11 protein-coding genes and 1 other annotated feature are annotated in these 12,717 nt (G+C 57.7%); of the genes, 2 read left to right on the top strand and 9 right to left on the bottom strand.

Annotated elements, in window-relative coordinates; all coding sequences use genetic code 11:
* The first annotated feature begins 294 nt into the window (after nucleotides 1-294).
* Nucleotides 295-1,041 carry a GntR family transcriptional regulator gene (locus ACOI7D_RS25220; RefSeq protein WP_032454424.1) on the top strand — a complete coding sequence of 249 codons (747 nt, stop codon included), beginning with the start codon at nucleotides 295-297 and terminating at the stop codon, nucleotides 1,039-1,041.
* Here ACOI7D_RS25220 and ACOI7D_RS25215 read toward each other — a convergent pair.
* The 3 genes from ACOI7D_RS25215 to ibpA all read right to left on the bottom strand — a co-directional run bounded on the left by ACOI7D_RS25215 (nucleotide 1,009) and on the right by ibpA (nucleotide 3,774).
* A complete protein-coding gene (locus ACOI7D_RS25215) occupies nucleotides 1,009-2,670 on the bottom strand; it encodes a putative transporter (RefSeq protein ID WP_072414106.1) in 1,662 nt (553 codons plus the stop codon). The genes ACOI7D_RS25220 and ACOI7D_RS25215 overlap by 33 nt on opposite strands.
* 145 nt (nucleotides 2,671-2,815) lie before the next feature.
* Nucleotides 2,816-3,244 (bottom strand): small heat shock chaperone IbpB, encoded by a 429-nt coding sequence (gene ibpB / locus ACOI7D_RS25210; RefSeq protein ID WP_023291450.1) that lies wholly within the window; start codon nucleotides 3,242-3,244, stop codon nucleotides 2,816-2,818.
* A gap of 116 nt (nucleotides 3,245-3,360) precedes the next feature.
* Nucleotides 3,361-3,774, bottom strand: a complete 414-nt coding sequence (ibpA, locus tag ACOI7D_RS25205; RefSeq protein ID WP_004151523.1) for a small heat shock chaperone IbpA — start codon at nucleotides 3,772-3,774, stop codon at nucleotides 3,361-3,363.
* Nucleotides 3,768-3,843 (bottom strand) — a sequence feature (ROSE (Repression Of Heat Shock gene Expression) occurs in the 5'-region of heat shock genes and acts as an RNA thermometer to modulate expression.). It overlaps the preceding gene by 7 nt.
* Before the next feature lie 245 nt (nucleotides 3,844-4,088).
* On the opposite strand from ibpA, the gene ACOI7D_RS25200 reads away from it, so the two are divergent.
* Nucleotides 4,089-4,421 carry a YceK/YidQ family lipoprotein gene (locus ACOI7D_RS25200; RefSeq protein WP_023291451.1) on the top strand — a complete coding sequence of 111 codons (333 nt, stop codon included), beginning with the start codon at nucleotides 4,089-4,091 and terminating at the stop codon, nucleotides 4,419-4,421.
* A gap of 1 nt (nucleotide 4,422) precedes the next feature.
* Here ACOI7D_RS25200 and ACOI7D_RS25195 read toward each other — a convergent pair whose 3' ends face one another.
* The 6 genes from ACOI7D_RS25195 to recF form a co-directional block, all read right to left on the bottom strand.
* Nucleotides 4,423-5,649, bottom strand: coding sequence for a DUF3748 domain-containing protein (locus ACOI7D_RS25195; protein WP_060590670.1), 1,227 nt, complete (start codon nucleotides 5,647-5,649; stop codon nucleotides 4,423-4,425).
* A 77-nt stretch (nucleotides 5,650-5,726) separates the two neighbouring features.
* The gene (locus tag ACOI7D_RS25190) at nucleotides 5,727-6,842 is read right to left on the bottom strand and encodes a BamA/TamA family outer membrane protein (protein WP_162543142.1); all 1,116 of its coding nucleotides are present in this window, start codon (nucleotides 6,840-6,842) and stop codon (nucleotides 5,727-5,729) included.
* A gap of 20 nt (nucleotides 6,843-6,862) precedes the next feature.
* Nucleotides 6,863-7,945 (bottom strand): hypothetical protein, encoded by a 1,083-nt coding sequence (locus ACOI7D_RS25185; protein WP_281166502.1) that lies wholly within the window; start codon nucleotides 7,943-7,945, stop codon nucleotides 6,863-6,865.
* Between the two features lie 150 nt (nucleotides 7,946-8,095).
* Nucleotides 8,096-8,908: a sugar-phosphatase gene (gene yidA, locus ACOI7D_RS25180; RefSeq protein ID WP_023291455.1), complete on the bottom strand. Its 813-nt coding sequence runs from the start codon at nucleotides 8,906-8,908 to the stop codon at nucleotides 8,096-8,098.
* Nucleotides 8,909-9,109: 201 nt separating this feature from the next.
* Complete coding sequence (gyrB, locus tag ACOI7D_RS25175) at nucleotides 9,110-11,524, bottom strand: DNA topoisomerase (ATP-hydrolyzing) subunit B (protein ID WP_004202281.1); 2,415 nt, start codon at nucleotides 11,522-11,524, stop codon at nucleotides 9,110-9,112.
* A 28-nt stretch (nucleotides 11,525-11,552) separates the two neighbouring features.
* Entirely contained in the window at nucleotides 11,553-12,626 is a 1,074-nt protein-coding gene (recF, locus tag ACOI7D_RS25170; RefSeq protein ID WP_032454434.1) for a DNA replication/repair protein RecF, read from the bottom strand.
* Between the last annotated feature and the right edge of the window lie 91 nt (nucleotides 12,627-12,717).

The following is a 12,717-nucleotide window of genomic DNA, read 5'->3' as shown; positions in this document are numbered from 1 at the left end:
AAATCCTCATGTAACAACTCGTAGGGTGAATGGCCTTCTTTTTCTTGATTACCGGCCTCACTCGAGAATAGGAATTTGCCCGTCCAACAACATGCCGCGCCGTTGCGATTCGTGATCGCTTTCATGGTTTTAATTTGGCCAAAGTTGTCTACTTCGTTAACAAAAGTTAGACATCGATAAGCCAAAGGATGAAATCGATCTAATGAATGGATAATAACCTGCTGTCTTAAAACTTATTTTTTAATAGCAGGTGAAGAAAATAACCTCGCTCTTTCCTGTACAAGAGGACTACTGGTGATCTACAAATCCATTGCTGACCGCCTGCGGCTGCGGCTGAATTCTGCCGACTTCTCCATCGGCAGCCCGCTGCCGGGAGAGAAAAAACTGGCCGAGGAGTTCGGGGTGGCGCGCATGACCATCCGCAAAGCCATCGACCTGCTGGTGGACTGGGGGTTGGTGGTCCGTCGCCACGGCTCGGGGACCTACGTGGCGCGTAAAGACGTCCATCATGAAACCAGCAATCTCACCGGCCTGGCGGAAGTGCTGCGCAAGCAGGGTAAAGAGGTGGTAAGCCAGGTGCTGGCCTTCGAAGTGATGCCTGCCCCGCCGGCCATCGCCAGCCTGCTGCGAATTAAAATTGATGAACGGATCTACTTCTCGCGGCGGGTGCGCTTCGTCGACGGCAAGCCGCTGATGCTGGAGGATAGCTATATGCCGGTGAAGCTGTTCCGTAACCTGTCGCTGAGCCATCTGGAGGGATCGAAATTTGATTATATTGAGAAGGAGTGCGGGATCATCATCAGCGGGAACTATGAGACCCTGACGCCGGTGCTGGCGGACAGGCAGCTGGCGCGCTCAATGAACGTTCCGGAGCAGACGCCGCTGCTGCGGATTACCTCCCTTTCCTACAGCGACAGCGGCGAGTTTCTTAACTATTCGGTTATGTTCCGCAACGCCAGCGAGTATCAGGTGGACTACCATCTGCGTCGCGTCCAGGCGCACAGCCCGCTAGCTCAGCCCCCAGAACAGCACGGCGAGTAGCTGCGGGGTGATAATCCGCAGGAACATCACCAGCGGATAGACGGTAGCGTAAGAGAGCGCCGCCGCGCCGCTGGTGGCGTGCAGATTGTTGGCGAAGGCCAGCGCCGGCGGGTCGGTCATCGAGCCGGCCAGCATGCCGCACAGCGTCAGATAGTTCATTTTCGCCAGCATGCGCGCGAGAATGCCTACCGTCAGCAGCGGGATGGCGGTGATGAAAATGCCGTAACCGATCCAGCTCAGGCCATCGCCCTGGGTCAGGGTCGCCACAAAGTCGCCCCCCGATTTCAGCCCGACCACCGCCAGAAACAGCACGATCCCCAGCTCGCGCAGCGCCAGGTTGGCGCTCGGCGGCATAAACCAGTACAGCTTGCCGATGCTCCCGATGCGCCCGAGAATCAGCGCCATAATCAGCGGCCCCCCGGCCAGCCCGAGCTTCAGGGCGGCGGGGAAGCCGGGAATAAACAACGGGATAGATCCCAGCAGTACCCCGAGGCCGATGCCGATAAATACCGGCAGCATCTGAACCTGCTGCAGCTTCTGCTGGGCGTTACCCAGCTCGGCGGCCACGGCGTCAATCGCCTCCGGACGGCCGACCAGGTTGAGAATATCGCCAAACTGCAGGCTGGCGCTGCTGCTGGCCACCAGCTCGACGCCAGCGCGATTAAGCCGGGAGATCACGACGTCATAGCGCTGTTTGACGTGCAGATCGCGTATTTTCTTCCCCAGCACTTTCTCGTTAGTCACCACCACACGCTCTACCTTCAGGTCGGTGCCGCGCGTCGACAGCGAGGTGGCCACCTCCTGGCCGATCACCAGTTGCGCATTATGCAGATCCTCCGGCCGCCCCACCAGGTGCAGCAGATCGCCGGCCTGGATAAGGGTGCCCGGCGCAGGCACCATTAGCAGCTCACCGCGCTTCAGTCGCGAACAGACGATATTGTCGCTGTTGAGCATCGGCACATCCTGAATCGCCATCTGGTTGAGGTTGGGGTTCTCCACCCGCACGTTGATGGTGTGCAAATGGGCATGGCCGTTGCCGCTGCTCTCCTCAAATTGCTGGGCCTCTTTCTCGACGTTGATGCGAAAGAACAGGCGCACCAGCCACATGGTCAGCAGAATGCCGCAGATGCCGAACGGATACGCCATCGCATAGCTCATCCCCATCTGATCGACCACCTCGAACGGCACCCCGAGATCGCGCAGGATTTGCTGCCCGGCCCCCAGCGCCGGCGTGTTGGTCACCGCGCCGGAGAAGATGCCAAGCACCACCGGGAGAGGAATATTGAACAGTTTATGCAGCACCGCCGTGACCAGGCCGCCAAGAATCACGATCAGGATAGCGAAAAGATTGAGCCGCAGGCCTGAGACCCGCAGCGAGGCGAAAAAGCCTGGCCCCACCTGGATACCGATGGTGTAGACAAACAGGATCAAGCCGAATTCCTGAATAAAATGCAGCATCGGGCTGCTGAGGGCGACTCCCGCCTGATCGACAAAGTGGCCGACGATAATGCCGCCAAACAACACGCCGCCAATACCAAAGCCGACGCCGCGGATTTTGACATTGCCGATCCACAGCCCAATCACCGCCACCAGCGCCAGTACGCTGACCGTCAATGCTATCTCACTCATGGTATCGTCCCTGTGAATAACATTATTATTAACAGGGATTATGACCGCTGCCAGACGGGTTGTATGCAGCCTGGCGCACAATACCAGCAAACAGACCGGCACAAAAAAGCCCCGAAAATCGGGGCTTTATCAATAGGTTGCTTTATTAGCTATTTAACGCCGGTCGTTCGCTGATGGCGATGCGCTGCGGGGCGATCTGCTCAGGCTCATGGCGGGTCAGATCGATATGCAGCAGACCGTTGGTGAAGGTCGCGCCAGAGACCTCCATGTTGTCGGCGAGGGTGAAGCTCAGGCTGAAGGCCTGGCTCACCAGCCCCTGGTGCAGCCAGGTGGTCTCTTTTTCCGGCTGCTGCGGCGTGCCTTTTACCACCAGGCGGGTGCCTTCCAGCTGAATATCCAGATCTTCCTGACGGAAACCGGCCAGCGCAAGGGTAATGCGGTAGTGGTTATCGTCGCTTTTTTCGATGTTATAGGGCGGGAAGCTCTGGCTTTCACCGGCGGTTTGCAGGGCGCTGGCCAGTTTGTCAAAACCGATCCATTGACGCAGCAGGGGGGATAAATCGTAGTTACGCATACTGTTTTCTCCTTCTGTGAAGCGAGTGAATATCTGCGAATTGCGCGAATTCGCATATGCTCCCTGACGGCGAGCAGGTTGTTACATCAGGCCGCCACGCGGCCTGAGAGGGACAATTAGTTGATTTCGATACGGCGCGGCTTGTTCGCTTCCGGGATCACCCGTTCCAGATCGATATACAGCAGTCCGTTTACCAGGTTGGCGCCGCGGACATGAATGTTTTCCGCCAGCTGGAATTTGCGCTCGAAGTTACGCTCGGCGATCCCCTGATACAGGTAGGTACGCTCTTTCTGCTCGGCAGCGTGGGCGCCTTTGACGATCAGCAGATTGTCCTGGGCGGTGATCTCCAGCTCGCTTTCAGCAAAGCCAGCCACCGCGATAGCGATGCGATAGTGGTTTTCGTCTACCAGCTCGACGTTATACGGAGGGTAGCCGCCATTGCTCTGGCTTTGATTGTTTTCCAGCAGGTTAAACAGGCGGTCGAAACCAATGGCTGAACGATAAAGCGGGGAGAGATCGAAGTTACGCATAATAAATAGCTCCTGAAAATCAGCGAGAATCAAATGACCTTCCATCGTGGACAGGCCGCGGTAATCCGGAATACCCCTCAGGCGTATTCTCAGTGGGTTACACCTATAAAATGGGTTTCTCCCCGTGCTTTTCAAGGGATTGAGGGCGTTTTTTTTTGCAGTTTGCCGATGATTGCTTAGACTGGGGGGAGGAGCACAAAAAGCAAAGTGCGATGCCCGCCACAGTGCGGCGCAATAACGCTATGCATTCACGGGATGGCCCGATATAACCGCTAAAAGGTTATCTCAACGCCCGAAACGACGATGGAAGAACAATGAAAAGCAGACGACTGTTAAAGCTGGTCCTGTTCAGCGGGATAATAAGCCTGAGCGGTTGCTCCAGCGTAATGTCACATACCGGTGGCAAAGAGGGAACCTATCCGGGCACGCGATCCAGTGCGCAAACGCTGGGGGACAACAATACCAACTGGGGTGTGAAATCGCTGGTGGCGCTGGACATGCCGTTCACCGCCGTCATGGATACCCTGCTGCTGCCGTGGGATATGTTCCGCACCGACAGCTCAATCAAATCTCGGGTCGAAAAGAGCGAGAAGGCCACGCTGGCGACCAACTCGGTGATCCCGCCAGCGCCGATGCCTGCCCAGTAAGTTATCGCCCGGTCTGCGTGACCCACAGCTGGCGATAACCGTCCACCTCCTCCATCCAGGCAATCTGTTTACCGTCTGGCGAAAAGACGATCGCGTCCGCCGAGGGCGCATGAGCATGCGCCTCGGTTAAAAAGGTGATATCGCCTGTGCCGGCATGACAGCAGGCAATCCGCCCCTCCAGTACAAAGCCCAGCCACTCTCCCGACGGATGCCAGTTAAATGCCGACTGGATACCCGACGTGTGATGCGTCAACTGCCGCGGCTCGCCCCCCTGTGGGGAAATCAGCCACAGCTGCACCACACCGGCGTCGTCGCGCATCAGGAAGGCGATGCTCGTAGCCTGTGGATTGGCGCGCACCCAGTGACGTGGAATATTCACCAGCCCCGGATAACGGCGATGGTGGGTGAAGGTCAAACGACGCTGACTGACGCCCGCCGGCGGCGCGGGCATCGTGGTTGCGGTACCGGCCAGCGGCTCCCCGCCGGGCTGCTTCCAGCTGGCTTCATCCTGCGGCAGATCGACAATAAACAGCTCCGGGACTTTGTCGCCGTTTTCCGCCAGCGTATCGCCAATAAACGCCAGCGCATGGTTCCCGACCCAGCCCTCTTCATAGGCGCGATTAATCTCATCGCTGCCCGGCGCGGGAGTCGACGTCGTGCGGCTCACCAGCACGCACCAGTGGCTGCCGCCATATTCGCGCGGATGGTGGCCCGGCGGCGTCACGGGTCCATACGGCGCGGCCACGCCGACGTTGCGCAGATCCAGCGCCGGGTCGCGCTCGTGCAGCACATGATCGTTGTAGGTAAAACTGACCAGCTGGCCGTTGGGGCTATAGACATGGACGTGGCTGCCGCCGCGCAGCGCCCCGGGGGTGTAAGGGGCAGTAATGTCCATGGCGTCCAGATTCTCGACGGTATCCTGAAAGGCCACCACTCCGCGGCGGTGATGAAAGTCATACTGCCATTGCGCATCCGGCCGCTCGGGGCCGTGAATGAACACGTAGCGCTCCTGGGTTGGATGCACGGTCACCACGCCCACGTGCGCGCCTTGCGTGGCACGATAAATGGTCTCCACCGCGCCGCTGTTTACGTTCACTCGCTCAATGGTCTCGCCGGTGAACGACGCACCGGACGGGCGGACGTCGAACACCAGCCACTGGCTGTCGGGGGTCCAGGTACGGGTATTGGTGAGCTGGTGGTTACGAGGGGCAAAGGTAACTTGTTTCATGGTGTGCTGACCGGGCCGATATTAGAGTGGCCTTAGCATACCGCAATCCGCAGCGGGTTTAATGCCCGGCGACAAGCTTAAAACGCTTCGCCGACCTGGAAGTAAAAGCCGCTGCTGCCTTTGCCGATACCGTAGTCGAGGCGAACGTTAACGCGAGGTTTGAATTCAAAGCGGTAGCCGACGCCCGCCGAAGGCAGCCAGCGTCCGTCATTCAGGGAATCCATGGATGGCCCCATGGTTCCCGCCCCGGCCCAGGCCACAATCCCGTGTCGCCAGGTGAGCTGCCGGCGGTATTCCAGTTGGCTGCTAACGACGTTTTTGTCGCGATAACGCCCCTGATAGTAGCCGCGCATCCGCTCATCGCTGCCCAGCAGGGGCATCATGCTCCACGGCACATCGCCCTGGGTGAAAGCGCCATCGGCCTCCCAGGCGAGGACGCTTTTCTCGCTGAGGGCATGATAATGGCTATAGTGCAGCTGAAATTCGTCAAAGCGGGTATCGCTGCCTAAGCCGGGCGCATAGTGGGTGTAACGGAAGTTGGCATACTGACCCCGGCGCGGATTGGGGACGAAATCGCGATCGTCCCAGTTGAGCGCGACGCTGGCGCCCGAGCTGAATACCGACGGCCCCTGCGGGGTATTTTCAATTTTCGGCAGATCGTTATGGTCCATCTCATCAGCATTCTGCGCCGCCAGCGACCATCCGGCGCCGAGATAAACATTGTCGATAAGCTGCCGGTAGACCGTCGGGCGCAGGGTCAGCACCTGGGCGGTATATTTCTCTTTTTCGTTGTCTTTATCGCCGGCATGAAAGCCTTGTCCCCAGAAATACGTCGGGGTGTTGGCCATCGATCCATCAACAAAAATTCGCCATCGGTCGTGGTCAAAAAAAGCGTAGTTTTTCACGCTAAGGCCGAAGGCGCCGGTGGAGCTGGCGTAGCCGCTGAGCGTCAGCGTGGAATTCTGGCTGGTGGTATCCTGCGGATCGGGACGGTAGAGACCGACGACGGCAGTGCCGATGCCCAGCCCCAGCTCCGGCGTATAGAACGGACCGGGCATCACGCCCCAGTCAATGCCTTTGCTGGCGTCGAATTCATCGCTGGCGCCGAGATGCTGCAGCCAGCCGTCGATTTGCTCGCGGCTGATGGCCTGCGCCTGGACCGGCGCGCATAGCGCCCATGTCAGAAGCAACAGAACAGGGTTAAGCGGTCGGCTCAAAAGCGATACTCGCCGGAGATAAAGAAGCTGTTACGCTCGGCAAAACCAAACTCCGTGGTGATATTAAAATTCTGCGTCAGCTTATACTGCGCTCCCACCAGCACGTTCCACGGCGACTGCAGATGCTGTTTCACATCAAAGCGGCCATGATTGTCCTGGTTGGCCAGGTTGACCATGTTTTGCAGCATCGGCGACGGCATCGAGAGATCGTTAAGGCTACCCTTAAACTCTTGCTGCACGTCCTGATACATGCTGCCGACCCATAGATTCAGCTTTCCGGCCGGGAGATGTAGCGCATCGACCGATGGCGTATTGAAACGATAGCCTACGCGCGGCGAAAAGGTAAACGCATCGATGCTGCCGTCGAGGATATCAAAGCGCGTCTGGGTGTAGTTAGCGTCCAGTACGGTAAACCAGTTGCCGATGCCGCCCACCAGCGTGGTGCCCATCCCATAGGTGGTGCCTTTAAAATCGAGGCGAAAGTCGAGGTCCTGCATCCCCGGCATCGGCACCACTTTGCCGTTCGGCCCCTTCAGCCCGACGGCAATCTGCGAAATGGAGTGCCCCTCGGTGTGTCCGACGAGACCATAAACATTCATAAACGGCAGCAGCCAGGCATCCAGCTTGAGCGTCTCGGTTTTGCTGCTTTCCCGCGTATTACCGACGCCAATCTGGAAGGCGTTGTCCAGCGAGACCGGCCCATTTCCGAAAATGTGCTTCACGGCGCGTTTGCAAACAGGATCCTTACCGCAATCGATATTGCGGCCGTCCAGCGACAGGCCGGTGAAGCTAATGCTGTCGACATTAATATTCTGCCGCATATCCATATAGTTAATGCTGACGCCAAACGGCAGCGGCAGGACGTAGCCACGCTTTCTGGCCTCGTCGCCTAGCAAAGGGAGTAGCGAGGACGATGCTGTCGCCGCAGGCTGGCGACTTTCTGGCGCCGGCAGATCCGCGGGCTCGGCGCCGTGATAGGCATACGCTGGTTCGAGCGGCGTCGTTGGTTCCGCGGCCGCGCAAATCTGAACAGAGGCGAATGGCAGCGTAACCAACATCAAATAATGGCGTTTATTCATGAAAAATCTGATGTTAGTTCTGAATTGCAAAAAAAGAGGGCGGGTAGCTTATAGAATCCCCTGTGCGGAATAAGGGATTTAAATGCGGATTAACATCTGTTCATGAAAAAAGAGAAGACAGGCCCGACGAACGCCGGACCTGAAGGAAGCTTACGCTAAAACGTATTTTTCAATAGCGAAGGCGACGCCATCATCGAGGTTCGATTTGGTAATGAAGTTCGCCGCTTCTTTGACCGCCGGAATGGCGTTATCCATCGCCACGCCGACGCCGGCAAATTCAATCATCGCGATATCATTTTCCTGATCCCCTATCGCCATAATCTCTTCCGGTTTGATACCCAGCGCATCGGCCAGCGACTTCACGCCGGTGCCTTTATTGACGCGTTTATCCAGTATTTCGAGGAAGTAAGGCGCGCTTTTCAGCACGGTGTACTTTTCTTTCACTTCCGCCGGGATACGGGCGATGGCCTTGTCGAGGATCGCCGGCTCATCGATCATCATTACCTTCAGCAGCTGGATCTCAGGGTCCATCTTTTCCGCTTCGCAGAACACCAGCGGGATGGTCGCCACATAGGATTCATGCACGGTGTAGTAGCTGATATCGCGATTCGCGGTATACAGCGTATTGCGATCGAGCGCGTGGAAGTGGGAGCCGACTTCGCGGGAGAGCTGTTCGAGGAAGCGATAGTCGTCATAGCTCAGCGCGGTTTGTGCGACGGTGCTGCCGTCCCCGGCTTTCTGCACCAGCGCGCCATTGTAGGTGATGCAGTAATCACCCGGCTGCTCCATATGCAGCTCTTTCAGATAGCTGTGGACACCCGCGTAAGGGCGGCCGGTGGTCAGCACCACGTTCACCCCTTTTTCACGGGCGGCGGCAATGGCGTTTTTAACGGCGGGAGAGATAGTGTGATCGGGCAGCAGCAGCGTGCCGTCCATATCAATTGCAATCAGTTTAATAGCCATAGGATCCCCGGGTAAGATGAGTCTTCCCTCATGCTAACGCGATTCCGCTCAAAAAACAGTAAAAGTGTCGGCCAGAAAGGGGGATGGAACCGCAGCAGAGGATTCCCCTTTTACTGGCAAAGAAAAGCCCGGTCGCGCTATGCGACCGGGCTCAGACATTCCGTTACCCCGGTCAAACTCGCGCCGGGGGGAACACACGGCTTAGATATCGATATTCGCCGCTTTCAGGGCGTTCTCTTCGATAAACGCGCGACGCGGTTCAACGGCATCACCCATCAGGGTAGTGAACAGCTGGTCGGCGGCAATCGCGTCCTTGACGGTCACGCGCAGCATACGGCGGCTGTCCGGATCCATGGTGGTTTCCCACAGCTGATCCGGGTTCATCTCGCCCAGACCTTTATAGCGCTGGATAGAGAGGCCGCGACGGGACTCTTTCACCAGCCAGTCCAGAGCCTGCTCAAAGCTGGCTACCGGCTGACGGCGTTCGCCGCGCTCGATGTAAGCATCTTCTTCCATCAGGCCGCGCAGTTTCTCGCCCAGGGTACAGATACGGCGATATTCCGGCCCCATAATGAACTCATTATCCAGCGGATAGTCGGTATCCACGCCATGGGTACGAACGCGAATAACCGGTTCAAAATGCTGCAGCTCTTTGTTCTCATGGAGATCAAATTTCCACTGGCTGCCGTGCTGCTCTTTCTCATTCAGCTCGGAGACCAGAGTGTTCACCCAGCGGGTCACCTTCTGTTCGTCCGCCAGATCGGCCTCGGTCAGGGTCGGCTGATAGATAAGCTCTTTCAGCAGCGCTTTCGGGAAGCGGCGCTCCATGCGGCCAATCATTTTCTGAGTGGCGTTAAACTCAGCAACCAGTTTTTCCAGCGGTTCGCCCGCCAGCGCTGGCGCATTGGCGTTGGTATGCAGGGTGGCGCCGTCGAGGGCGATGGCAATCTGATACTGATCCATCGCTTCGTCGTCTTTAATATACTGTTCCTGCTTGCCTTTCTTCACTTTGTACAGCGGCGGCTGAGCAATATAGACATGGCCGCGCTCGACGATCTCCGGCATCTGACGATAGAAGAAGGTCAACAGCAGGGTACGAATGTGCGAGCCGTCGACGTCCGCATCGGTCATGATGATGATGCTGTGATAGCGCAGTTTGTCCGGGTTGTACTCATCGCGGCCGATGCCGCAGCCCAGAGCGGTGATCAGCGTGGCCACTTCCTGGGAAGAGAGCATCTTGTCGAAGCGGGCTTTCTCAACGTTGAGGATTTTGCCCTTCAGCGGCAGGATCGCCTGATTCTTGCGGTTACGCCCCTGCTTCGCAGAGCCGCCCGCGGAGTCCCCTTCCACCAGGTACAGTTCGGAGAGCGCCGGGTCGCGTTCCTGGCAGTCCGCCAGTTTGCCCGGCAGGCCAGCCAGATCCAGCGCGCCTTTACGGCGGGTCATCTCACGGGCACGACGCGCGGCTTCGCGCGCGCGCGCGGCGTCAATAATTTTGCCGACCACGATTTTCGCATCGGACGGATTTTCCAGCAGGTATTCGCTCAGCAGTTCGTTCATCTGCTGCTCAACCGCCGATTTCACCTCGGAGGAGACCAGCTTGTCTTTGGTCTGCGAGGAGAACTTCGGATCCGGCACTTTCACCGATACCACGGCAATCAGGCCTTCACGGGCGTCGTCGCCGGTGGCGCTGACTTTCGCTTTTTTGCTGTAGCCCTCTTTGTCCATGTAGGCGTTGAGGGTACGGGTCATCGCCGCGCGGAAGCCGGCAAGGTGAGTCCCCCCGTCACGCTGCGGAATGTTGTTGGTAAAGCAGTAAATGTTTTCCTGGAAGCCGTCGTTCCACTGCAGGGCCACTTCCACGCCGATACCGTCTTTTTCAGTAGAGAAATAGAAGATATTCGGGTGGATCGGCGTTTTGTTCTTGTTGAGATACTCAACGAACGCCTTGATGCCGCCTTCGTAGTGGAAATGATCTTCTTTGCCGTCGCGCTTATCGCGCAGGCGGATAGAGACTCCGGAGTTCAGGAACGACAGTTCGCGCAGGCGTTTCGCCAGGATATCGTATTCAAACTCGGTGACGTTGGTGAAGGTTTCCAGGCTCGGCCAGAAACGCACCATGGTGCCGGTTTTGTCGGTCTCGCCGGTCACGGCCAGCGGCGCCTGCGGCACACCGTGCTCATACATCTGCTTGTGCACTTTGTTATCACGCTGGATAACCAGCTCCAGCTTCTGCGACAGGGCGTTAACCACCGAGACGCCCACGCCGTGCAGACCGCCGGAGACTTTATAGGAGTTATCATCGAATTTACCGCCAGCGTGCAGGACGGTCATGATAACTTCCGCTGCGGAGACGCCCTCTTCCGGGTGAATGCCGGTCGGGATGCCGCGGCCGTCATCCTGGACGGAGACGGAGTTATCGCTGTGGATGGTCACCACGATATCTTTGCAGTAACCCGCGAGCGCTTCGTCGATAGCGTTATCCACAACCTCGAATACCATGTGGTGCAGACCGGTGCCGTCATCCGTGTCGCCGATATACATACCCGGGCGCTTACGCACCGCATCCAGCCCTTTCAGGACTTTGATACTGGAGGAGTCATAAGAATTCGACATCAACGTTTCTCGCTCATTTAATCTTGGGTTAATCCGTTATTTTACCTTTTTCCACGCGGAACATCTTCGAATTTTTGTCCGACATGTCCATAACGTGCTCAGCGCTGATGGCGCTGACGAAAACCTGCGACTGCGTCGCTTTCAGGCGACTGGATAACAGACCGCGGCGGGCATCATCGAGTTCCGAGGCAAAATCATCTATCAGGTACAGGCAGCGCCGCCCGCTGACGCGGGTGAGGAACTCGCCCTGCGCCAGACGCAGGGCGCACATCAGCAGCTTAAGCTGCCCGCGCGACAAGGTATCTTCCACCGGCGCCCCGTCGGCGCGAATACGGAAATCCGCTTTATGCGGGCCGTGGGCGGTATAGGTTAACATTCTGTCACGCTCGAAATTCCGCTCCAGCACTTCAGCGTAGTCGGTCTCTTTTTCCCAGCCGCGCTGGAAGGAGAAAGAGAGCGAGAATTCCGGTAAAAATTGCTGACAGGTATCCGCCATGTCTTCGACGATAGCGGCGCTGTATTCGGCACGCCAGCGGCTGATCTGCTCCGCCAGGGGGATTAATTCCAGATCCCATGGGCGCAGCTGGGCATAACGGCTGACCTGACGCAGCGCGGCGTTGCGCTGCTTGACCAGGCGCTTCAGGTTGCTCCAGGCGGTGAAGAATCCGGCTTCGTTATGAAAGCATCCCCAGTCAAGAAATGCTCTTCTGTATTTGGGGCCGCCGTTGAGTAAAGTAAACCCCTCCGGTGTAATCAGCTGCATCGGCATCAGGTGCGCCAGCTCCGCCACTTTGTGGCCGTCGGTGCCGTCGATACGCACCTTGCTGTCGCCCTGTTTGTCTTTGGTCAGGCCGATGGCGGTTTCCCGCTCTTCGCCCTGCAGACGGCCATGCAGAACAAAGGCCTCCTGCTCGTGGCGGATCACCCGGCCAATTTGCAAACTGCGAAACGCCCGGCCATGGCCAAGCGTGTAGATGGCTTCCAGCACGCTGGTTTTGCCGCTGCCGTTCGCGCCAACCAGGAAGTTAAAGCCGGGAGATAAAGCGAGATCCGCATGTTCAATATTGCGGAAGTCTTTGATTAGCAGTCGGGATAGCGACATATCAGCTCATCATCATTCAAGGGGCGTGGGTGTCGCAGCCAGTTCGTCTACCGCCAGCGCGCAGAAAGCGGAGCGTACACGAAGTACGTGA

It is taken from the genome of Klebsiella sp. C360 (assembly GCF_048822415.1).
Classification (GTDB): Bacteria; Pseudomonadota; Gammaproteobacteria; order Enterobacterales; family Enterobacteriaceae; genus Klebsiella; species Klebsiella quasipneumoniae.
Note: the sequence above shows the minus strand (reverse complement) of the source record. Positions and strands in the feature narration are given on the sequence as shown.